Source organism: Mariniflexile aquimaris (genome assembly GCF_042676825.1).
Classification (GTDB): domain Bacteria; phylum Bacteroidota; class Bacteroidia; order Flavobacteriales; family Flavobacteriaceae; genus Mariniflexile; species Mariniflexile aquimaris.
On sequence record NZ_JBHTIB010000002.1, the window covers coordinates 198,266 to 223,399 of the forward strand.

A 25,134-nucleotide genomic window follows, 5' to 3' on the forward strand; every position below is an offset into this window, starting at 1 on the left:
ATTATTTTAATTTAAGAATGAAAGACTCTAATGGTTTAATATCAACCCTAACTTTAGCTTGCTTATTGCTCACTTTTAGTGTTGATTTATAGGTTTTGTATAATTGATCTTCAACCTTATAATTCCCGTCTTTTAATTGCCATTTTTCTATAATATCCTGTGGAAGACTTAATTCGAAACCATAGGTGTTTTCTGCATTAAAGTTTGAAATGATAATTAATTTTTCGGTATCACTCCATCTTACAAACGATAAAACTTTGTCGTTGTACCATTCGGTATGTTGTCTATTAAAATGATGTATGTCTTGATAATGTCCTGCTAAGGCGGAACTTTTTATTGTAAAGTTTAATAAACGCTTATAAAAATCTCGTAATGCTTTTTCTTTCTCTGTGGATTGCCCACCATCGAATTGCTTATTATTTACCCATCGTTGTAAGGTTGGAACCCCTATATAATCGAAAATGGAGGTTCTGGAAGGATCGCCAAAACCAGCATCTTCGGCTCCGGGTTCCCCAAATTCCTGTCCGAAATAAATCATGGTTGGCGAGGTACTAATAGTTGCCGAAACTACCATAGCGGGCTTCCCTTTTTCTGGACTTCCTGCAAATTCCGGACTTGCAATACGTTGCTCGTCATGATTCTCTAAAAAGTGCAGCATGTTATGCTCAATATCTTTTAAATTATCTTGAATAGGCGCAATGTAATCGGTACTTCCATGCCCTTGCATAATATGTTTTATGGTATCGTATAGCTGTACTTTGTCATACAAATAATCCATTTTTCCGCGTTTAATATAATCTCTATACAAATCTGGATTATAAACTTCAGCTAATAAAAAAGCGTCTGGTCTTTTCATTTTTATACTGGAATTCATATAACTCCAAAATTCTACCGGAACCATTTCTGCCATATCGTATCTAAAACCATCGACTCCAAAATCTAACCAATACAGTGCGATATCTCTAAATTTAATCCATGAACTTGGTACGGTTTTATCTTTCCAAAACTCAAAATGCTTTTTATAGTCTTCGTTTTCAAAACCTTCAGGTAGTTCGTTAAAATCTTTTTTTCCTTCTGGTGAAATGCCATAATTTACTTTTACGGTTTCGTACCAATCATTAATATGAGGTTGGGATAATCGCGATCCGTTGCCCGTCCATTTCGCAGGAACTTCTTTAAAAACACCATCGGCTAAAGGTGCCTTTTCGCCACCTAAGGGCAAATAACCGTTTTCCCATACGGGCACTTTAAACGCTTCGTTCGGGTTGTAATAAAAGTTATTATTAACATCATAGGTTTTAGAGGTATCGTCTGAAGCTCCAAAATCTTCAACCCCTTTCGGATTTGTTAATCCTTTATAATTACGCGCCACATGGTTTGGCACAATATCAATAATTACTTTAAGACCCACTTTATGAGTTCTATCTACCAATGCTTTAAATTCTTGTAACCGGTTTTTAGGATTGACCGCTAAATCTGGATTTACATTGTAATAATCTTTTACGGCATAGGGTGAACCTGCTCTACCTTTAACAATATCTGGATCGTCGTTAGAAATACCATATTTTGTGTAATCGCGAATAACATCATGATGCGGAACACCGGTATACCAAATATACGTGACTCCTAAATCTTTAATTTCTTTTAAAGCTTTTTCGGTAAAATCGTTAAACTTACCAACACCGTTTTCTTCGATGGTTCCCCAAGGTTTATTGTTGGTATTTGTATTACCAAAAAGACGTGTGAAAACCTGATATACAACTTCTTTTTTAGGACTTTCTTTCATAACTGTATTTTGAACTGATTCTGATTTTTTATTGTTTTGGCAGCTAAAAAGCGCTACTACTGCAATTAACAATAAATATTTTAACTGATTTCTCATAACACTAAATTTTTAGTTTAATTTTAATTTCAACCTTATTTTTTGTATCCCAAACTAATGGAATGCTTAGAGTTTTTGACATCGCATTATGAGCAACTTGAAGCTTTTTGCCATTCAATTTTATATACTTAGGCTTTTGTGTGATATTATGAAGTATTAGCTCCACCTGCTTGTTGGTCGATTGATAAACATTACCAGTTTCGGCCTCCAATTCTATTTCTAAAATCTGTTTATTTAATTCACCTTCAAAATGGAGTATTTCATAAAGACCTTTTTCAAAAGCAGCTGATGTTAACCCATCGTCGTTATAAAGTTGCCCTTTACTTTCGTTAACCGATGTATCAAAATAGTAATGTAGTTCTATGTCGTTTCCGGTGTATTCTTTGGTTGATTGCATGGGTTTTGCCATCGGTATAAATGCACCAGCCTTTACGTACGTTGGAATAGAATTGTTGTTAAGAAACACCTTTTTTGATTGTCCCCCTTCAAATCTTTGGTTCGTATAAAAATCGAACCACACCGAATTTTTTGGAAAGTAGACCTCTTGCATTTTTTTACCAGACTCTAAAATTGGAGCCACTAAAAAATCAGATCCCCATAAATAGGCATCAGCATAGGCAAAAAGCGCTGAATTGTTAGTTTCTTCAAAAAACAAGGGACGCATTAAAGGCGCTCCAGTTTGATTGTTTTCGAATGCTACCGTATAATTATATGGTAATAATTTGTAACGTAACTCGATAGCTTCTTTAGCTAAGGCTTTGGCATTATCGCTTCTAAATACGGGTTCACTCGGAACTTCTTCCTGAGCGTGGGGTCTGTAAATTGGCTGAAACACGCCATATTGCAACCAGCGCACATACAACTCATCGTCTAAATTATCTCCGGCAAAACCACCCAAATCTGAATGCATATAGCCTATACCCTGCATGCCCATTTGCAAAGCGATTTCTGGTTGCGATTGCAATCCGCCCCAAGTTCGGTTTACATCTCCCGACCAAGGAATTAGACCATAACGCTGCGAGCCTGAGTACCCTGCACGCATTAATACAAAAGGACGTAGACTTGGACGCGCTTCTTGACAAGCTTCCTGCACTAAACCTGCCCAATCGTGCCCATAAATATTATGTACCTCATCAGCGGTACCTGTGGCATGAATTAATTTGGACGGATGTACTTCGGGTTCACCTAAATCGCCCCAAAAACCTGTGACACCCATATTTGCCAGATCTTTATAAATATTTTTAAACCAGCGATTACCTTGATTACTGTAAATATCAATCAATCCGGTATTACCAAAATAGAAATCGTACTTAAACGGGTTTCCAAGTGAATCTTTGGCTAAAATATCGGCCTCAACGGCTTCTTGCCAACGATTGGAAGTGGTTAAAATAAAGGGTTCTGTTATCAGTATCGTTTCAACATTTTTGGCCCGTAAGTTTTTAATCATTTGCTTCGGATTAGGGAACGAATCTCTATAAAATTCCAAATTACCCATGGTGCCTTGCAATTCTTTACCAAACCAGTATAAATCTAAGATTATCGCATCTACCGGAATTTTTTCATCATTAAACTTTGCAATAGTAGCTTCTGTTTCTTGTTGAGAATGATACCCAAATCTGCTAGAGAAATTCCCTAACGCCCATCGGGGTGGCAACGGTTGTTTTCCAGTTAATTTTGTGTAACTATTTAGCATTTGGTACCATGAATCGCCCGCAATAACCTGATATGTTTTTCTGCCTGAAATTGTTTCGTAAGTGAGTGTGTTATCTTGCTTACTATCTAAATCTAAAAACCCAATGGGTGCATTATCAAAATGGATTAAATATTCGTTTGAAGACAATACAATTGGCATGGTGAAATTCATTAATTCACTTCGGGTTTCGTACCCATAATGCGCTCTGTTGTAGAGTTTCAAACGATTTCCGCGACGGTCCATTCCTAAAGCGCGCGCACCACCACCGTATAAAACCTCATCCTTTTTCAGATTGAATTGAAGCGTTTCTAAACTATCATTTTTTACATATCCTGCCTTTTCTGAAATAATTGGTTTCCCCTTATAACTATAAGCTATTTGAAAAGGTTGATTTTTTATATGGACTGAAATACCGCTAGACGCATACAGCATTTCTGAAGCCCCGGCCACTAAAGTAGTTTCAATCTTTTTCGGTTTTAAAACAACAGCATGCGATTCGGGGTTAATAACTTGTCCATTTGGAATAAAGGTAGTTTCAACAATTTCGGGGGTATAAAATTGAATATGATAGTTCCCATCATTTACTTTTAAAATGATGCCACGATCGTTTTCAATCATGTTTTCAAATATTCTATTGGCATTTTGCCCATACGTTGTTTGAACAACAAATAGAATAAGTACTAGTCGATACAACTGTTTCATTATATAAATTATTTAGAAAACAACCAGAGAATGGCGTTTTCAAATTCCGATTTCCAGAAGGATTCACTATGCGTGCCTTCTGGTACTATTTTAGTAAACATATTTTTTTCTGGGAACTTATTTTGCTTCATTAGGTTCACCATGTTTTCAACATCCTCAACCACACCTTCACCTTCACTACCGCCCACCAAATAATAGATTTTTACATGGTTTACATGGGCGTGTTTTTCGGTATAATTATAACTCTCGTTTGCATACCAAAACGAGGGCGAAAAAACTCCAGCTTTCCCAAACACATCTGGATATTTTAAAGCTGCATAATGTGTTATTAAGCCGCCCATAGAACTTCCCATAATGGCGGTATTTTTTGCAGATTTTTTAGTTCGATAGGTTTTATCAATTTCTGGTTTTAAGGTATTTACTATAAAATCTAAATAAGCATCACCTTCGGCTTCTGCATATTTTGGATTCGGCCATGGTGAATATTCGCTTAATCGTTTATCATTTCCATGATAGATGGCAACAACTATAAGGTTTAACCCTTTTGTATTACTTAAGCTATTTAAGGTTTCATCTACTTCCCACTCCCCAGAATAGGATGTTGCCAAATCGAACACATTTTGCCCGTCGTGCATATACAGGACAGGATATTTGTTACTAGACTGGTTGTAATTTGGTGGCAAGTACACACTTATTTTCCGCTCTCTATGCAACTGTGGTATTTTAAAATTTTCAGCAAAAACGTGTACATTTTTAGCGGCTGTTGAAATTCCTAATTTACTGGATTCAGATTGCCAATTCGCAACCTTTACATAAACGGTATCTTGGGCTTTATTAAAGTTATAAACTCGGTTTTCTATCGGATTTCCATTTAACTGACATTCCACAGCATCCCATGAGCCTAAGGTGAATTTAAAGCTTATAGTTTCTTTTGTGTTTGGTAATGTTATTTGGTAGTGCATATTATTTTTTAGCAGCTTAAAGTCTTCTTTACCTCCTGTCCAACCTTCAAAATTTCCAGAAATATAAATGTTCTTTTCGTAATTGTGATTAATTGGTAAACTGTCGATAATAAACGTGACCTGACAAAACAAAACTTGAGTTAATGAAACACTTATTATAAACAATAAAGATTTCATTCTAATTTGCTTTCGTAGTGAACAAGGTGATTCCTTTAGACGTTAATGTGATGTTATCTTCCCAAGTAAACGTTTCGTTAGTAATAATGTTTTTTAAGGTTTTTCCGTTTAAACCAATCTCATCATAACGGTTTAAATTAACGGTGATGGGCTCGGTGTTTTTGTTAACTATTACTACTACGGTTTCTCCTTCTATTATTCTAAATAAAGTATAGACGCCATCTATAGGTGCAAAATGAAGTGTTTTACCATCGTGAATAGCTTTACTATTTTTTCGATAGTTTAACATTTTACTTACAAAACGTTGCATATCTTTTTGCGTGTCTGTGAGTCCTTCGCCCGTAAATGCATTCACGCTATCGCCATCCCATCCACCTGGAAAATCGGTTCGAATTAAACCATGGTCGCCAGGGTTCGCTGTATCGTTCATTAAAATTTCGGTTCCATAATATATTTGCGGAATTCTAGGCAGGGTTAAAATATAGCCTAAGGCCGCTTTTGTATTGAGAACATCTTCTTTTAATTGCGTGAATATGCGACTCATATCATGATTATCGGGAAAAATCATTAAATCTTTGGGTTTCGCATAATGAAAATCGTTAGCCAATCCTTCATACATTTTAACCAAACCTGTGTCCCAATTTTCCGACTCATTTAAAGCATTAACGATATTGCGCTGCAACGGGAAATCCATAGGAGATTTCAAATTAGATTGATACCCATCTCTGTTTTTAGCTCCTTTTTGCCAATATCCAACAATTAATGGATTATAACTCCACTCTTCGCCAACTATACTGAAATTTGGATACTGTTCCATAATAGCACCTGCCCATAAACTCATAAAATCTTTATCGGAATACGGATAGGTATCTTGACGAATCCCACCTAAACCAGCAGTTTCAATCCACCAAATACTATTTTGAATAATGTATTTAGCCATAAACGGATTGCGCTGATTTAAATCGGGCATTCCCGACACAAACCATCCATCGCTCATCTCTTCTTTATCCTTTTTTGAAGAATAAATATCCTGATTACTAGTACGACGATGATTTGATGTAATAGTAGATTTTTTATCCCACGAATCTAAGTTTTCTTCGAAGTTTTTCTGATAGTTTACCCAATCTTTAAAAGGTAAATCTTTCATCCACCAATGCTCTAGTCCGCAATGATTAGCAACCTGGTCCATGATTAGCTTCATACCTTTTGCTCTCGCTTTGTCTGCCAATTCCAGATACTCGGTCATGGTACCAAAACGCGGATCGATTTCATAAAAATCGGTCATAGCATACCCATGATAAGAGCCACTTGGCATGTCGTTAGTTAATAACGGACACGGCCAAATTGCCGTAAATCCCATATCATGAATATAATCTAAATGATTCGTTATACCTTTAATATCGCCGCCATGCCTCGCGTAATTATCGCTTCGATCTATGGTTTTTTCAAGTAAATTTTCATGAATATCGTTTGATGGTTCTCCATTCGAAAAACGATCAGGTGTAATAAGATAAATAACATCAGAACTATTAAAACCAACATACTTATCGGCTGGTTTTGTTCTCGATTTTAATTCATAGGTCTGAATTTTTTCTGACCCATCTTTAAGTTTAAAAACAATATTGAATTTCCCTGCTTTTGCAGATTTATCAATAATTAAATCTACAAAAAGGTAATTAGGACTGTCTGCGTTGTGAACCTTTTTAACTGAAACACCAGGATACTTTATTTTTGGTATCGCGCCAGAAATATTTGGATGTTTTACCAACAACTGCAGTTCTGGATTTTTAAAACCCACCCACCAATTTGCTGGCTCTACACGTTCTATATCTTGATGTTCTATCATTAAGCTGTTTTTTTGATATTCGGTTGAATGATTATTATCTAATTGAATCATTGGCAAATTCAATGCCACAAAAAACAGAATAAATATACTACTTACCTTTATCATTTTATTAAATTTATATTAAACAGTCACCAAATGATTTGGTTGAATAGTTATCAACTTATCATTAACCATTATTTGTAAATCTGAATTTCCTTCTACTGTAAAGGTGGTTTGATCCTGACTTACATGCATTTTTAAAATTTTATTTCTAAAATTTATTTTAAACGAATACGCATCCCACTGTTTCGGAATTTTTGGCGTAAATGATAACATATCGTTTTTAATACGCATGCCTCCAAATCCTTCTACAATACTCATCCAAGTTCCTGCCATAGAGGTAATATGTAAGCCTTCGTGTACTTCGTGATTATAATCGTCTAAATCTAATCGGGAAGTCCTTAAATAAAAAGTGTAAGCTTGTTCCATTCTATCTAGTTTTGCCGCTTGAATGCTATGCACACATGGCGACAGAGAACTTTCGTGCACTGTAAATGGCTCGTAAAAATCGAAATGACGCTCTAATTCTTCGGTAGTAAATTGATCCTCGAAAAAGTAAAAACCTTGCAGGGTATCTGCTTGTTTAATATACGGTGAGCGTAAAATTCTATCCCAGCTCCATTTTTGATTAATTGGGCGCTGCGATTTATCTAAATCTGCAACCGTTATTAATTCTTTATCTAAAAATCCATCTTGCTGTAAATAAACCTGATGTTCTTCTGAGTATGGGAAATACATGCCATCTGCCACTGTTTCCCATTGCTCTAATTCGGCTTTAGACAAATTAGTTTTAGCCATGATTCGGGTATAATCTGAGTTATATTCCGAGGCTACTTTGTCAATGGTTTCTAAAGTATATTTAATACACCACTGTGCTAAATAGTTGGTGTAAAAATTATTATTTACGTTGTTTTCGTATTCATTCGGACCCGTTACTCCCAAAATTACATACTTGTTTTTATGGGTAGAAAATGTGGCGCGTTGTTGCCAAAAACGTGCAATACCTATTAACACTTCTAGTCCTTTTTCTGGAATGTACGAATAGTCTCCTGTATAACGATGGTAGTTGTAAATGGCAAATGCAATAGCTCCATTTCTGTGAATTTCTTCAAATGTTATTTCCCATTCGTTATGGCATTCTTCACCATTCATAGTTACCATAGGATACAAGGCTGCACCGTTTTTAAAGCCTAATTTTTCGGCGTTTTCGATAGCCTTTTCTAAATGATTGTAGCGATATTCTAAAAGACTTTTAGCCACCTGCTGGTCTTTTGTTGCCATATAGAAAGGAATGCAATAGGCTTCGGTATCCCAATAGGTGCTTCCACCATATTTTTCACCAGTAAAACCTTTCGGACCTATATTTAATCGGGAATCTTTCCCTAAATAGGTCTGGTTTAACTGAAAAATATTAAAGCGAATACCTTGTTGTGCTTTGACATCGCCTTGAATAGCAATGTCTGCCATTTCCCAAATATTTCCCCAAGATTTCTTTTGCTTTTCTAACAAGCCATTAAAGCCTAAATCTGTGGCTGTTTTTAAAGTTTTCTTAGCGGCAGAAATTAATTCGTTTTTATCATGATTTCTATCAACCGTGTAACCTCCAAATTTATGAATTGAAAAAACGTCTCCTTTTTTTACTTCCTGCGTGTAACTGAAAGACACCAAATTTTCGCTTTTTTGAGCATCTAAGTTTATAGCAATGCTGTTATCATTTACGTATAACTGCGATTGCATAAACGTGCAGGTATGAAACTCTGTTTTCATGGTTTTAGCCTGAATAAAGGCTAGCTCATTTTCGTGACTTACTTGTAAAGTATCCCAAAATTTATCAGACCAGTTCGTGTCTTTATTTGTAATCGCACTACTTAAATACGGCTGAAACGTTATAGTAGCGTTATTATTTACCGGTTTAACACTGTATTTAATCGCGCCAACTTCATCTAACTCTAAACTTAAAAAACGTTTTGAGTTAACTTCAACTTGCATGTTATTTTGCAACGTAGCCGTAAAACTTCGCGATAGCCAACCCTCTTTCATATTGAGTTCTCTTCTAAAGTTTTCAACTTTTTTGCATGCATGTAAATCGAGTTGCTCGCCATTTATAGACACATTAATTCCTATCCAACTTGGAGCATTTAACACTTTAGCGAAATATTCTGGATAGCCATTTTTCCACCAGCCCACACGCGTTTTGTCTGGATAATAAACTCCAGCTATATAACTTCCTTGAAAGGTTTCTCCTGAATAATGCTCTTCAAAATTGGCACGTTGTCCCATGGCGCCATTACCTATACTGAAGAGACTCTCTGAAGATTCAACACGCGATGCATCAAAACCTTCTTCTATGACTGACCAATTATTTGGTATGATATAATCCTGATTCATTTTAATTTTTGATAAATGAACAAAGCTATTAGACCGCTTAACTCAAATTCTATGCTCGCTAATCTATTCTCTCTATTCTGAATTCTTACTTATTTTATTAAATTGCTTAAAAAATCCGATGGCATTTCAGTAAAATCTTTGAAATTATAATCGGCCTTATTAAGCACGTTTTCATCTCCTATTCCAATACTTATCATGTTGGCATTATTTGCAGCTTCAATTCCAGCAACGGCATCTTCAAAAACAACACAATTTTCTGGAGTAACACCTAATTGTTTTGCAGCAATTAAAAAAACCTCTGGATCTGGTTTTGCTTTTGTTACATTATTTCCATCAACAATGGAATCGAAATAAGGTAGCAGTCCTACCTTTTCTAAAATAGGCTGTGCATTTTTACTTGCCGAACCTAAGGCGATAGGCTGTTTGTTTGCAACCAAAAACTCCAATACTTTTTTAACATCTGGAAGAATTTCAGAGGCATCCATTTTGTCGATATATTGTAAATAGTCGACATTTTTTTCTACCATCCAAGTATCAAATTGTTCTTGAGTCGCTTTTATGTCGCCTATTTCCAATAGTATTTCCAAGCAGCGTTTACGACTTACCCCTTTAAACATTTCATTTTGTTCTTCGGTAAAATCGAAACCCAATTGGTTTGCTAATTTTTTCCAAGCCAAATAATGATATTTGGCGGTGTCTACAATGACACCATCTAAATCGAATATAAATCCTTTTTTATTCATTAATTTAAGATTGTATTACATCATCAACATCTTTTACTTTATACACTAAAGCAGCAGCAATAATAAAACTTGCACCACTTAGCATTAAAGCAAAAATTGCCTGATTGTTATATGCATATTTAACTAGCGGACCGCCAATTAATGCATTAATTATTTGAGGAATTACTATGAAAAAATTGAAAATTCCCATATAAACTCCCATCTTTTTAGGTGATATAGAGCCTGCTAAAATAGCGTAAGGCATCGCTAAAATACTTGCCCAAGCAATCCCAACACCTATCATAGAGACTATTAACCAGTTTTTATCTGGCATAATGTAAACAGAAAGCAACCCGATACCTCCAATAATTAAAGAGATAGCGTGCGTTTTTTTACGACCTATTTGCTTCGCAATATACGGCAATGCAAATGCATACAAAGCAGAAACTAAATTATAAACTCCAAATAGAATCCCTATCCAGTCGCCTGCATCTTGGTAAGCGGCACTACTACTATCGGTATGTGGTAATCCATATAAATGCTGTGCGATTGCTGGTGTAGCAAACACCCACATTCCGAACAACCCAAACCAAGAGAAAAATTGCACCCAACTAAGTTGGCGCATGGTATCTGGCATTTTTTTGAAATCTTCAAAAATATCCAACAGACTAGATTCTTTAACTTCCTCATCATTCGATATGGTTTCGGCATGAACTTGGTCGTCGATAAAGCTCTCCAATTCTTCGGGAGAATATTCCTTAGTTGTTAAAACGGTTACTAAAATAGAACCTATAAGAATAGCGGCACCAATGACAAACGATAGAATTAAATTTAAAGGAACCGATCCTTCTGTAGTTTGGTTGGAGATACCAAACCAATGCGTTAAAACATAAGGTAACCACGAACCAACTACCGCCCCAAAACCAATTAAGGCCGTTTGCACGCTAAAACCTAAGGTGCGTTGGTCTGTTCTAAGGTTATCGCCTACCAATGCCCTGAATGGTTCCATGGCAATATTAAACGAAGCATCCATAATCATTAACATTCCTGCACCAACCCAAAGAGCTGGCAAAAATGCAATAAACATATCTGCCCGAGGCATTAATATTAAGCCAATAGACGCCAATATGGCTCCAACTAAAAAGTAAGGTTTTCTTCGTCCAAATCGACTCCAAGTTTTGTCGCTGTAATGACCTATTATGGGTTGAACAATTAATCCCATTAGTGGGGCTATAATCCAAAACCACGATAGTTCGTGAACATCGGCTCCGAAAATTTGAAGTATTCTACTTGCGTTGGCATTTTGTAGGGCAAACCCCATTTGAATTCCTAGAAATCCAAAACTCATGTTCCAGATTTGCCAGAAACTTAATCTACGCTTTTCCATTAAATAGTATATTAAAATTGATACTATTTTGATAAGCTTTTCTTATCAAAACTTTTTCTGTGAGAAGTGAAAATATAAGTTTTGATTCGTGGCAAAGATATAAAAGATTTTAATTCAACCTAAAAAAATAATTATTTAGTAGAATCTCTTTCAATTAATGCGGTTTCAATTACAACGGTTTTAAAGTGTTCGTTTCTGTCACTTTCTTCAATATAATCGGCCTCTTCTAACTCATCGCGCTCCAATCGATCTATTAATAAATCGGCTGCTTTTTCACCAATTTTTTGACCATGTTGGCTTACCGTAGTTAAACTTGGCCTGGCGTGTTTAGACAAAACACCGTCTGTAAAACCAATAACTTGTACATCGTTAGGAATATGTAACCCTAACTTTCGCACAACTTTCATAGCAGTTACGGCATACAATTCGTTAACCGCAAAAACACCATCAATTTTCTTGTTTACTTTAAAGAAATTCTCGACTTCGTTTTCCAAATTATCCAACTGGTCTTCAACATCTAAGCTATCATCTATTTTTAAAATTAAGTTAGAATCTGCATGCATCTTATGTTCCTGCAATGCTTCTAGATAGCCCTGTGTTCTTAACCTTCCAACACTCACATAATCCATAGTAGTTATTAAAGCTATGTTTTTACAACCTGTTGAAATTAATTTATTAACGGCTTTCACAGAACCTTTAAAATCATCTACCACTACTTTATCGCATTTCACTTCATTAACCACCCTGTCGAACAACACAATAGGCATGCCTTGATTTATGGTTGCATGAAAATGATGGTAATCTTGCTTTAATAAGGTTTCTTTTGAAATGGATAATATAAAACCATCTATACTGCCATTTGCCAGCATTTCCATATTGATAATTTCTTTTGTAAACGACTCGTTTGATAGTCCTACAATAACATTATAACCACGATTATTAGCCACTAACTCGATACCCCGAATTACGGTTGAAAAGAAATGATGAACAATTTCGGGGATTAAAATCCCAATAGTTTTTGTCTTTCTGTTTTTTAAACTAAGGGCAATATTATTAGGCCTATAATTATATAATTTAGCAAAGGCCTGTATTTTTTGAGTAGTATCTTCGCTAATCTCTTTGCTATTACTTAACGCTTTTGAAACGGTTGAGATGGAAACGTCTAATTCTTTTGCTATTTGTTTTAAAGTTATTTTTCGTTTCATGCGTTACATTTAGTTCTTTAGTTAAGGCGGAATAAATATAGCAATCTTAATTCATAAAAAAATTATAAATCCAGTACTTCTTCATAACAACATCACAAAATGCCAATTTTCGAAGTGGTGAACTTTAAACAAGCTTTCTATATAGCTATTTTTATTATATTCATAAATTTACTCATAATACTTAAAATTACTCATAATACTTAAAAAGTTGTCAACACGAAAACGTTTTCGTTGAGAATTTCGTAATGCTAAATTATTAGTTTACACTAAATTTACATAGATTTGAACTGAGAAGTGACAATATAATAAACTAAACAAAACATTACTTTAATTATTTCATATGAAAACAACTACAATTAGTTTGCTGTTTTTTATGCTTTTATCGCCCGTAATTTTATTCGGTCAAACAAAGCTTACAGGAACAGTAACAGAACAATCAACTTCATCTCCGTTACCCGGAGTAAATGTTATTATAAAAAACACCACAAAGGGTACTGCAACAGATTTTGACGGGAAATTCCAAATTGAGGTTAAAAAAGGAGACGTTATTCAATTTTCTTATGTAGGCTACATACCTATGGAAGTAACGTATTCTGGACAAGCAACATTAAATGTGCAGCTAAGAGAAGATGCCGCACAATTAAGTGAAATTGTTGTAATTGGATATGGTTCTACTACCAAGAAAGATGCAACAGGTTCGGTTGAAGCCATTACTTCTAAAGATTTTACCCGAGGTAACATTGTAACGCCCGAAAACTTATTAAGTGGTCGTGTATCTGGTGTTAGTGTAACAACTAGTGGGGCTCCAGGTGCGGGTTCAGAAATCAGAATTCGTGGTGGATCTTCCATCAACGCATCTAACGACCCACTTATTATTATTGATGGTTTACCAATAGATAACAATGGATTAAGTGGATCAAATGGTGTTTTATCAAGTATAAACCCAAATGATATCGATTCATTTTCTGTTTTAAAAGACGCTTCGGCTACAGCCATTTATGGTTCTCGAGCATCTAACGGTGTTATTATTATCGTTACTAAAAAAGGTAAATCTACTTTTAGTGCTACCTACGATGCACAGTATACCTTTGGAGAAATTACCAACAACATTGAGGTTTTCTCTGGAGACGATTACAGACAGTTAGTAGCATCTCAACCAATTCCTGGCACTACTTTAAATGTAAATGCTTTAGGAACTGCCAGCACAAATTGGCAAAATGAAATTTTTAGAAATACGGTTTCTACAAACCATAATATTTCTATGCAAGGCGCACTTTTCAAAGTTTTACCAGCTCGTTTCTCGTTTGGAGTAACCGACCAACAAGGAGCATTATTAACCTCTAAATTTGAAAGAAGAAATTTAAGTTTAGCTTTAAATCCGTCGTTCTTTGACGATCATTTAAAAGTTAATTTAAATGCAAACTTAGCTTATGAGGATAACCGATTTGCAGATTCAGGACAAATAGGAACCGCATTACAATACGATCCTACACAACCTGTTTACGATGCAACATCACCTTTTGGTGGTTTTTACCAACACAGATCAGGATCAAATCTTTTAAGCGGCGCAACCAATCCAGTCGCAAATTTATTACAAACTAATAATAAAGGTGATTTAAACAGAACTTACGGGAATTTAAATTTCGATTATAAATTCCATTTCCTTCCAGATTTAAGAGCTGTTTTAAATATTGGATACGACGAAAGCCAATCTAAAATCATTAACTCAGCGACTTACGCTACCAATGATGATGTAAAGGGAAATTCTTCTTTTGGAAACCAAACAAGAACCAACAAATTACTTGATGGGTATTTAACTTACAACAAAGAGTTTAACACGTTACGTACTGAGTTTACTGCTGGTTATTCATACCAAAAATTCACCAATAGTGGTGACGACACAGGAAACAGACTAGATGCCTTAAGTTTTCCAAGTAGTTATGAAGACCCAGACGTGGTTTTAATAGGATTCTTTGGTAGAGCTAATTTTACATTATTAGACAAATACTTATTAACGCTTACCTACAGACGCGATGGGACTTCTCGTTTTAGCAAAGACAACCAATGGGGCGATTTCCCAGCGGCGGCGCTTGCTTGGAATTTAAGCGATGAAGATTTCTTAAAAAACTCTACAACCATTTCTAATTTAAAATTAAGAGCAGGATATGGTATTACAGGGCAACAAGCGGTAAGTGAAAAAGATGTATTCTTAAACCGTTACCGTGCTGGTGATGCCAATTCACAATACCAATTTGGAAACGTTGCCATTCAATCTTTAATAGCTTCAGAAATTAACCCAGACTTAAAATGGGAAGAAACTGCAACTATAGAATTAGGTTTAGATTACGGATTATTTAACAACAAACTTTCTGGATCATTAAACTTCTTCCAAAAAAATTCAAAAGACTTATTATTTACTGCTTCGGTGGCTGATGGAACAAACTTTTCAAACAGTATTATCCAAAACATCGGTGAGTTAAGAATTAACGGTTTAGAATTTTCTGTAAATGCTAACGTGGTTCAAAAAGAAGATTGGAATGTTGATTTTAATTTTAATGCGACATTCTTAGACAGAGAAATTACAAAATTAGCATTAGGACAAGATGTTAGAACTGGAGGTATTTCTGGTGGAACAGGAAATAACATTCAAATATTAAGAGAAGGACAAGCTCCTAACTCATTTAGTGTTTACAAACAATTGTACGATACTTCTGGAAATCCTATAGAAGGTGCTTATGTAGATTTAAATGGCGATAATATTATTAATGATAACGACCGTTACATAAAAGAAAATCCAGGAGCCGATGTTATTCTAGGATTCCAATCTAATATCAATTACAAAAATTTAGATTTATCGTTTAACCTTAGAGCTAATTTAGGCAACTATGTGTATAACAACGTAAACTCTTCAAGAGCGCAATATGAGCTATTACAAGATGTGGCTGTACCTGCTAACATTCCAACCTCGGTATTAAATACAGGTTTTGTTCGTACTGCAGATGTTATTATCTCAGACATTTATGTAGAGGATGCATCTTTCTTAAAAATGGATAACATTACACTTGGGTATACCTTCAATAATATCACCAAAAATTTAAAAAGCATCCGTGTATGGGGAGGTGTTCAAAATGTATTCACCATCACCAACTATAGCGGATTAGATCCTGAAGTATTCAATGGAATTGATAACTTGATTTACCCTAGACCAAGAAACATTTTGGCTGGAGCTAATTTTAAATTTTAAAAAAAACAACTATGAAAACAAGATTTAAAATAAACAAAACAATTGGGTTTATATTTCTTTTTATCGTGTCATTAACTTCTTGTACCGATGATTTAAATATCACCCCTAAAGACGACCAAACCACCTTAAGCGAAGAGCTTTTTACAAGCGAAGCCGCTTACAAACAGGTATTGGCGGGTATTTATGCTAACTTAGCATTAACTGGTACCGACGGAGCTGGAAGTTCCAACCTTAAAAACATTGATGCTGGAACCAGTCAATTTGGACGTGTATTATTATATGTGCAATCCCTTTCGGCCGATGAAATGATTTGGTCTTATGAAAACGACCCAGGAACCAGAGAAATTCAAAGAAATATCTGGACTGCTCAAAATCCATTATTACTAGGTATGTTCAGTAGAGCACATCTTTCAGTAGCATTGGCGAACAACTTCCTTAGAGAAACTACCGATGCTAAATTAGATGCTAGAAATGTTTCGGCTGCAACAAGAAGCCAAATTACTACCTATAGAGCAGAAGCTAGATTGATGCGTGCTATGGCTTATTATTACATGATGGACATCTTTGGAAAAGCTAATTTTGCTACCGAAGAGGATGCTATTAATTCGATACCTGCCGTTTACGACAGAGCTCAATTATTCACATTTATTGAAAATGAGTTAAAAGACATCGATGCTGATTTAGTGGCACCAAGACAAAATGAGTATGGTAGAGCCGACAAAGCGGTAGCTTACATGATTTTGGCTAAAATGTACTTAAATGCACAAGTGTATATTGCAACCGATCGTTATGCCGATTGTATAACTTATTGCGATAAAATTACAGATGGTGGTTATTCTTTAGCAACTAACTATCTTCATAACTTTATGGCAGACAATAATACCAATTCTGCTACTAACGAGATTATTTTCCCAATCGTATCCGATGGATCTACCACTCAAAATTATGGTCCAACAACTGTAATGATTAATGGCGAAGTAGGAAGTTTAGAAGAAAATGGTACTGCATTAGGTGTTAGTGAAGCAGGATGGGGAGGCGCTCTTAGAATTAGAAAACAATTAGCCAATCTATTTGGTTCTGCGTTTGCTAATGATACCCGTAACACCATTATTTCTGCAAATAGACCGATTGAAATAACAGACATTTCAGATAAAGACACTGGATATGTTATTACAAAATATTCGAATGCAAAATCTACTGGAGGTTTTGGAATTGACCAAACATTTGTTGATACCGATTTCCCATTATTTAGATTAGCCGATGTATATTTAATGTATGCCGAAGCACATTTAAGAGGCGGTGGCGGAACCCAAACAAAAGCCCTTGGCTATGTTAACGCATTAAGAACTAGAGCAAACAATACAAACACCATCTCATCTGCTGGTTTAACATTAGACTTTATTTTAGATGAACGTGCAAGAGAACTACATTGGGAAGCTCATAGAAGACAAGATTTAATTCGCTACAACAAGTTTACAGGTGGTAATTACAACTGGACTTGGAAAGGAAATGGAAGTAATGGTATCTCATTACCTACCTATTTTAATCTTTACCCTATACCAACAGCAAGTATGGCTGCAAATCCTAATCTTACTCAAAATACAGGGTACTAATATTAAAAGAATTTAAAATGAAGAATTTGAAAAATATATCGATTTATATGCTCACAGTGTTTACAATACTACTGATGAGCTCATGTACCGACACCACTGATACCTTTAGTGTATCTGATACAGATCCTGTAGTGTTGTCTGATTTGGCCATAACAGATATTGAGTTAGATGCCGTAAACACGAACAACCCTGCAATAACCCTTAACTGGACTGAGGCCGATTATGGCCAACAAGCTGCTGTTAAATACAGTATTGAATTTGCTGGAAATAGCGACTTTACTAATTCAGTAGTAGTAGCTACTATTACAGGAAATACTACAGTTACCATGTCTGTTAACGAATTAAATGCGGCTGCAGGTAATGCCGGCTTATCTCCTTTTGAATGGAATACCATTTACGCAAGAGTGGTGTCGTCTTTAGGAACACAAACCGGACTTCCAGTAGCTTCTAACACCATTAGCTTTAATGTGTATCCTTACTTTAATTATACATTTGAAGATTACTATTTAGTAGGGAATGGTGTAGCTCCAGGATGGAATAATAATAACAATAACCCAGCTTTATTTAGAGATAGCGGCAATAGCAATCTGTTTTATTACACTGGTTATTTTAATAAAGCAAGCTCCGATTTTAGCGAGGGTAGATTTAAAATACTAGAAACTAGAGGTTTATGGCAGCCGCAATGGGGTGTTGTAGAAAATGAAGGTAGTGATACACCAAAAGCGGCTGGCGACATTGCTGGAAACCCAGGTACACAATCTTCAGATCCTGGACGATTTGGCGTATCTGCAAGTGGTTATTACGAATTTACCATAAACTTTTCTAGCAAAAAATACACCATGACGGCGTATAACGCTACAGGAGCAGCGAACTTTACAGGCATTGAATTATTTGGGTCTGCTGCTACTACAACTGCTATGATTAAATCAACTTTTGATGGTCATATCTGGAACATACCAAACATACGCTTAGTACCAGGCGACTTACAATTTAAAACCAATACTGGCGCTGTTTGGGCAGGAACTACAGAATTTTCTGGACAAGCAACTTTAAACGGCGGAAGTATTCCCGTGGTAGTTGAAGACGATTACGAGGTTTGGTTTAACGATTTAACTGGTCGTTATATCATGATACCGTTGAATTTATAATAAATAAAAAAATAGATATGAATTTATATATTAAAAAATTAGGTTTCCTATTTCTTTCACTAGCTCTTATTTTTACTGCTTGTGAAACTCAGGAAAGCATCGAAATAACCTCTCCAGATCCTGCATTTAAGTTGCAGGAACCTGGAATAAGCAATGTGTTTTTAAACTTTGCATTGCCCGATAATCCTGCTTTTACTATTTCTTGGAATGATGAAGTAACAGGAAGCAGCTCTTACACTGTAGAAATGGCAACCGATAGCGATTTTACAACACCTATCGTTATTGGAACTTCTAATAGTAATAATTTCACAATCAGTGTAACAGACCTAAATCAATACTTAAGTGCAGCATCCATTAAATCTTATACAGAAACAGCCATTTATGTAAGATTGGTGACTGGAAGTTTTATGTCGAATGTCATATTATTTCAAGTATCTAAATTCCCTACAACTGTACCGAGTATTACAAGTCCGAACAATACCTTTAGTGCTGTTTTAGAGGATGCAAAAGCCAATGAAACGGCATTAACAATAACTTGGAACGATCCTGAAATTGGAGAAAACAGCATCATAGCGATCGATTATGAGATAGAAATGGCACTAGCTGGAACAGATTTTGCTGCTTCAACCGTAATAGGATCTACTAATAGCAATACGTTTTCTATAACCCATGATGCACTTAACGATTTGGTAATTGGCAGTGGTGGAAAACCAGACATTGCTTCAAACTTCGATTTTAGAGTAAACGCTATCGTAAATTCTGCTTCGGGAGAATTAACAAGAACTTCAGCAAAAATAACTATTGCACTTACAGCTTACATTGTACCAATCCCAGACAATTTATTTATGGTTGGCGACCATAATGGTTGGAACAAAGGGGATGCTTCTCAGCAATTTTACAACAACGGAGCTGGAGTATTTGTAAAAGTACAAGCGTTTAATGCTGGCAATGCTTTTAAAATGATACCAACATCTGGTTCTTGGGAAGGCGATTATGGCGAAGACAAAGTAAATCCTGGCAAACTTGTTCAGGATAATGAACAAAATATTACAGTAACAGAAACTGGAAACTATGTGGTAATTGTTGACTTTAATACGCTAAGTTTTAAAGTGGCTAAAATTGATAACTTATACATGGTTGGTGACCATAATAATTGGAACAATAATGATGCAACGCAAAAGTTCAATACCACTGGAAATGGTGTATTTGTAAGAATGCAAACATTTGCCGCTGGCAATAGTTTTAAAATGTTACCAACTTCTGGATCATGGTCTAATGATTGGGGTGAGAATAAAACATCACCAAACGTATTAGAACAAGATAATGAGCAAAACATCCCAGTTACAACTGCTGGAACGTATATGGTAACTATTGATTTTAATACTTTATCTTATTCTCTGCGAGAAGTCCCTCAAAATCTATTTCTAGTAGGTTCTCCTAATAGCTGGAACAATGGTACAGCACCAGCTTTCACCAAAGTATCTGAAGGTTTATTTACTATTAGTCAAGCATTAACAGCTTCCGACGAATTTAAATTCCTTCCTGTTCAAGGCTCTTGGGATAACGATTGGGGTGCCAGCAAAAAGTATAATGGAATGATTGTTAGAGATGACGAAAACAACGTAGCATCTCCTGGCGCTGGAACATATACCATAACTGTAGATTTCACAAAAGGAACATACAGTGTAAATTAAAGTTTCAAGTAATTATTTAAAAAAAGGCTGATTTACATCAGCCTTCTTTGTCAAAAACAAATAGATTATGAAAAAAATTACATTTCTTTTATTCTTGTTATTCAAATTATCTGGACTATCTCAACAACAAACAGTAACCTACAGTATTAGTCCCGCAACTTATAATGAAGGAGATCCTATTACAATTACGTTTAATGGCAATAGCATTAACGAATCAACTTGGGGTGTTACTGGTAACGCGCTTTATTTATGGGCATGGTCTTATGATTTGAATGACACTAATGAACTTAATTGCCCTACAAATGGCGCCTGGGCCAGCTCCAACGAAGCAAATAAATTAACTTACAATTCAGGACCTGACACCTACACGATTTCTTTTACGCCAACAACATTCTATGCAAGAACAGACATTGGACGAATAGGGTTCTTAATAAAAACTAAAACTGGTAATGGACAAAGTCAAGATATTTTTTCAGAGGTTGGTTTCTTTCAAGTAACATTAAACACGCCAACCCAAAACAGTGCCACCGTTTTAACATCAGGAGGCAGTTTAAACATCACAGCCTCCAATACAAACGGAAACGCTAGCTATGTTTTAAAATCTAACGGCACAACCATTAATACAAACGCTTCTACCTCTAGTTATGTGTTTAATCACACTAATATTACTTCAAACCAAAACTATGAATTATCGGTTACGCAAGCTACTACAACCATAGTTAAAAAGTTTGCAGTGATTGTTAATCCAAACATTGCTAGTGCAACAATTCCGGCCGGTTTGGTAAATGGTATTAATTACAACCCTTCCGATCCCACCAAAGCAACTTTGGTTCTTGATGCGCCATTAAAAGATTTTATTTATGTGGCTGGAAGTTTTAATAACTGGCAACCAAATGCTACTTATGCCATGAAGAAGGACAATACGCCTTCGAGTACCAAATTCTGGTTAGAACTTACAGGATTAACTGCTGGTCAAATTGAGACTTACCAATATTGGGTGGTCGATCAAACCCCTATATCTGGCACGCCGGTTTTAGTAAAAACTGCCGATCCTTTTTCAACACTTGTGTTGTCACCTTTTGATGATCCGGGCATTCCTAACGCCTCTTATCCGAACCTACCCACATATCCAACAGGGCAGGAACGAGAAGTTACCGTATTGCAAACAGGGCAAAACAGCTACCCATGGCAAGTAACCAACTTTTCTAAACCTAAAAAGGAAGATTTAGTAATTTATGAAGTTCTTATTAGAGACTTTGATGCCGACAGAAATTTTCAAGATTTAATTGATAAAATCAGTTACTTCAAAAACTTAAATATTAACGCTATCGAACTCATGCCAGTCATGGAATACGAAGGCAATGAAAGCTGGGGCTATAACACCGCATTTCATATGGCGCTAGATAAATATTATGGTACTTCAGATAAGTTTAAAGAATTGGTAGATGTATGCCACCAAAACGGTATTGCGGTTATTTTAGACATTGCTCTAAACCATGCTTTTGGAAGAAATCCGATGGTGAGAATGTGGATGAATGATCCTGATGGCGATGGCTGGGGAAGTCCGTCGTCTGAAAATCCTTATTTTAATACAGCCGCACGACATAGTTATAATGTAGGTGAAGATTTTAATCACCAAAGCCCTTATACTCAAAACTATGTGAAGCAAGTTGTAAATCATTGGATAACTGAATATAAAATTGATGGGTTCCGCTGGGATTTAACTAAAGGTTTTACTCAAAATTGCCCATCGAATGTTACGGGAGGCCAAGAGTCTTGTACCAATGCTTATCAAGCAGATCGCGTTGACATTTTAAAAGCCTATGCCGATTATTCATGGACATTAGATGAAACACATTACGTTATTTTCGAACATTTAGGCACCGATAATGAAGAACAACAGTGGGCCAATTATAGATTAACCGATGCCATTCCTAAAGGTATTATGATGTGGGGTAAAATGACCGACCCATATAACCAATTAACCATGGGGTATAGTTCTAATTCAAACATTAATAGAATGGGGCATGTTAGCAGAGGGTTTACGTCTCCACGACTTGTAGGGTATGCCGAAAGTCATGACGAAGAACGATTAATGTATAAAAACCTGCAGTTTGGTAACGCACAAACAGTTTCTCCCTTTTATAGTGTTAAAGATTTAAATACTGCCTTATCTAGAATGCCGGCACTTGGCGCCGTTACATTAACCATTCCTGGTCCTAAAATGATTTGGCATTTTGGAGATTTAGGTATGAATAATTCAATTTGGACGTGTAATAATGGTGTAGTAAATTCTGACTATGATGGCAATAACGATGGTGATTGTAAATTAGATACCAAACCACAGCCGCAATGGACTAATAATTGGCTAACCGATTCTAACAGAAGCCAAATTTATAACACTTGGGCAAGATTAAACCAATTAAAGATTAACGAACCCGTTTTTGAAGGTAGTTATAACATAACATCCGGAAGCTTAACGCCTCGAATAAGTATTTATACGGGTAGTGAAACTGCCACGGGTGCTTCACTGAAAAACGTCATTATTCTTGCTAATTTTGATATAGTTTCACAAAATGTGAATCCGAGTTTTCCTTATTCCGAAACTTGGTATGATTTAATGGATGCTACTGGAAGCACATCTATAAGTGGCGCTACAACAAGTGTTACTATTCCTGCTGGTGGATTTAAAATTTATGGTAACCAAAAATCTATAACCTTAAGCACCAATAACCTTACGCTAGATTCTGGCTTAACATTATATCCAAATCCTGCAAATAATTCGTTCTCAATAAATAAAAATATTGAAGCATTAAATGTTTATGATGTTACTGGAAAACTTGTTAAATCCTTTAAAGGCAGTTTTGAAAAAGGTTACTTATTCGATGTTTCAAATTTGCCAAAAAGTATTTATATCATAAAAACAGCCAACAATTTAGGCGAACAAGGCACTAACAAACTCATTAAACTATAAGTAGTAAAAACTGACTCAAAACAAAAAAGCATCCAAAAATTTGGATGCTTTTTTTATTTCTAATCTAAAACTTTTATAAATTAAAGTTTTGTTCTATTTCATATAAAGCTTCATCAAAATAGTAATAATAAGCCCCTTTTTTTGATTCGGACATATCTTTCTCGCTAAGCTTTACCAAATACTTCATTTGAGCGACCTTTCTTCTAAAATTTCTTTTATCAATGGGCTCGTTTAAAATACCTTCGTATAACGCTTGCAGCTGCGGTAACGTAAATTTCTCTGGCAACAAATTAAAAGCTATTGGGAAATTTCTAACCCGTCTTCGCAATCTTTTTATAGCAGAATCTACCATATCTCTATGATCAAAAACTAACTCTGGCAAATTGTCGATTGGAAACCATTTTGCATTATACTTATTTACATGCTCCTCATTGTACTGCGATTTTAAAATCATAGCACTATAAGTGGTCGAGATAACTCTTCCAGACGAATCACGATTTGCTTTACCAAAGGTCTTAACCTGTTCCATATAGATGTTTTCTAAACCAGATAATCCATACAAAACGCGGTTGGCAGCATCGTCTAAATCCTCGTCATTACCAATAAATTCACCTATTAAAGACCATTTACCTTTCTCTGGCTGAAAACCTCTGTGAATTAATAACAACTCCAAACGGTTATCATTAAAACCAAAAATAATACAATCAACCGCAACTTTAATTTGTTGTATTTCTTTATATTTTCTTATGTCAACTGTCATATTTATAAAGAAATATTACAATAAAGCAATTCTATTTATTGATTTCCTTTTTGATAATCAGCTAAAAACTGTGCTAAACCACTATCAGTTAAAGGGTGTTTTAATAATCCTTTAATTGCAGATAAAGGTCCAGTCATTACATCAGATCCTAATTTTGCACAATCAATTATATGCATGGTGTGACGTACAGATGCCGCTAATATTTGTGTTTGAAAACCATAGTTATCATAAATCATTCTGATTTCTGAGATTAGGTTTAATCCATCGGTAGAAATATCATCTAAACGACCGATAAATGGTGACACATACGTAGCTCCTGCTTTTGCCGCTAATAAGGCTTGACCAGCAGAAAATACCAAGGTTACATTGGTTCTGATACCTTTATCTGAAAAATATTTACATGCTTTAATACCATCGGCAATTAAAGGTAATTTTACAACGATTTGTGGGTGTAAAGCCGCTAAAGCTTCGCCTTCTTTAACCATACCATCAAAATCGGTTGAAATAACTTCTGCACTTACATCGCCATCTACCAATTCGCAGATTTTTTTGTAATGTGCGATAATATTTTCAGCTCCAGTAATGCCTTCTTTTGCCATTAATGATGGGTTTGTGGTAACACCATCTAATACGCCTAAAGCTTGTGCTTCGGCAATATCTTTAAGATTTGCTGTATCAATAAAAAATTTCATTTGCTT

The 25,134-nt window shown here is 35.5% G+C and carries 15 protein-coding genes; 5 read left to right on the forward strand and 10 right to left on the reverse strand.

The window, feature by feature from the left end:
* Position 1: 1 nt before the first annotated feature.
* The 8 genes from ACFQ0I_RS00920 to ACFQ0I_RS00955 all read right to left on the reverse strand — a co-directional run bounded on the left by ACFQ0I_RS00920 (position 2) and on the right by ACFQ0I_RS00955 (position 13,003).
* The gene (locus ACFQ0I_RS00920) at positions 2 to 1,882 is read right to left on the reverse strand and encodes an alpha-amylase family glycosyl hydrolase (RefSeq protein WP_379938524.1); all 1,881 of its coding nucleotides are present in this window, start codon (positions 1,880 to 1,882) and stop codon (positions 2 to 4) included.
* Positions 1,883 to 1,886: 4 nt separating this feature from the next.
* The gene (locus ACFQ0I_RS00925) at positions 1,887 to 4,277 is read right to left on the reverse strand and encodes a glycoside hydrolase family 31 protein (RefSeq protein WP_379938526.1); all 2,391 of its coding nucleotides are present in this window, start codon (positions 4,275 to 4,277) and stop codon (positions 1,887 to 1,889) included.
* 8 nt (positions 4,278 to 4,285) lie between these two features.
* Complete coding sequence (locus ACFQ0I_RS00930) at positions 4,286 to 5,416, reverse strand: alpha/beta hydrolase (protein WP_379938527.1); 1,131 nt, start codon at positions 5,414 to 5,416, stop codon at positions 4,286 to 4,288.
* A gap of 1 nt (position 5,417) precedes the next feature.
* Positions 5,418 to 7,367 carry a glycoside hydrolase family 13 protein gene (locus tag ACFQ0I_RS00935; RefSeq protein ID WP_379938529.1) on the reverse strand — a complete coding sequence of 650 codons (1,950 nt, stop codon included), beginning with the start codon at positions 7,365 to 7,367 and terminating at the stop codon, positions 5,418 to 5,420.
* 15 nt (positions 7,368 to 7,382) lie between these two features.
* Complete coding sequence (locus ACFQ0I_RS00940; protein WP_379938531.1) at positions 7,383 to 9,689, reverse strand: glycoside hydrolase family 65 protein; 2,307 nt, start codon at positions 9,687 to 9,689, stop codon at positions 7,383 to 7,385.
* 89 nt (positions 9,690 to 9,778) lie between these two features.
* Entirely contained in the window at positions 9,779 to 10,432 is a 654-nt protein-coding gene (gene pgmB / locus ACFQ0I_RS00945) for a beta-phosphoglucomutase (RefSeq protein ID WP_379938533.1), read from the reverse strand.
* 4 nt (positions 10,433 to 10,436) lie between these two features.
* A complete protein-coding gene (locus tag ACFQ0I_RS00950) occupies positions 10,437 to 11,798 on the reverse strand; it encodes an MFS transporter (protein WP_379938534.1) in 1,362 nt (453 codons plus the stop codon).
* A 131-nt stretch (positions 11,799 to 11,929) separates the two neighbouring features.
* Positions 11,930 to 13,003: a LacI family DNA-binding transcriptional regulator gene (locus ACFQ0I_RS00955; RefSeq protein ID WP_379938536.1), complete on the reverse strand. Its 1,074-nt coding sequence runs from the start codon at positions 13,001 to 13,003 to the stop codon at positions 11,930 to 11,932.
* Between the two features lie 340 nt (positions 13,004 to 13,343).
* On the opposite strand from ACFQ0I_RS00955, the gene ACFQ0I_RS00960 reads away from it, so the two are divergent.
* The 5 genes from ACFQ0I_RS00960 to ACFQ0I_RS00980 all read left to right on the forward strand — a co-directional run bounded on the left by ACFQ0I_RS00960 (position 13,344) and on the right by ACFQ0I_RS00980 (position 23,676).
* Complete coding sequence (locus tag ACFQ0I_RS00960; RefSeq protein ID WP_379938537.1) at positions 13,344 to 16,247, forward strand: SusC/RagA family TonB-linked outer membrane protein; 2,904 nt, start codon at positions 13,344 to 13,346, stop codon at positions 16,245 to 16,247.
* Between the two features lie 11 nt (positions 16,248 to 16,258).
* Positions 16,259 to 17,860 carry a RagB/SusD family nutrient uptake outer membrane protein gene (locus ACFQ0I_RS00965; RefSeq protein ID WP_379938539.1) on the forward strand — a complete coding sequence of 534 codons (1,602 nt, stop codon included), beginning with the start codon at positions 16,259 to 16,261 and terminating at the stop codon, positions 17,858 to 17,860.
* A 17-nt stretch (positions 17,861 to 17,877) separates the two neighbouring features.
* Complete coding sequence (locus tag ACFQ0I_RS00970; RefSeq protein ID WP_379938541.1) at positions 17,878 to 19,008, forward strand: SusE domain-containing protein; 1,131 nt, start codon at positions 17,878 to 17,880, stop codon at positions 19,006 to 19,008.
* A gap of 17 nt (positions 19,009 to 19,025) precedes the next feature.
* Positions 19,026 to 20,702: a SusE domain-containing protein gene (locus tag ACFQ0I_RS00975; protein WP_379938543.1), complete on the forward strand. Its 1,677-nt coding sequence runs from the start codon at positions 19,026 to 19,028 to the stop codon at positions 20,700 to 20,702.
* 67 nt (positions 20,703 to 20,769) lie between these two features.
* Positions 20,770 to 23,676 carry an alpha-amylase family glycosyl hydrolase gene (locus tag ACFQ0I_RS00980; RefSeq protein ID WP_379938545.1) on the forward strand — a complete coding sequence of 969 codons (2,907 nt, stop codon included), beginning with the start codon at positions 20,770 to 20,772 and terminating at the stop codon, positions 23,674 to 23,676.
* Positions 23,677 to 23,749: 73 nt separating this feature from the next.
* On the opposite strand, the gene ACFQ0I_RS00985 is transcribed toward ACFQ0I_RS00980, so the two are convergent.
* Both ACFQ0I_RS00985 and fsa read right to left on the reverse strand, forming a co-directional pair.
* Positions 23,750 to 24,436: an NUDIX hydrolase gene (locus tag ACFQ0I_RS00985; RefSeq protein WP_379938546.1), complete on the reverse strand. Its 687-nt coding sequence runs from the start codon at positions 24,434 to 24,436 to the stop codon at positions 23,750 to 23,752.
* A gap of 35 nt (positions 24,437 to 24,471) precedes the next feature.
* Positions 24,472 to 25,128, reverse strand: coding sequence for a fructose-6-phosphate aldolase (fsa, locus tag ACFQ0I_RS00990; protein WP_379938548.1), 657 nt, complete (start codon positions 25,126 to 25,128; stop codon positions 24,472 to 24,474).
* Positions 25,129 to 25,134: the final 6 nt, after the last annotated feature.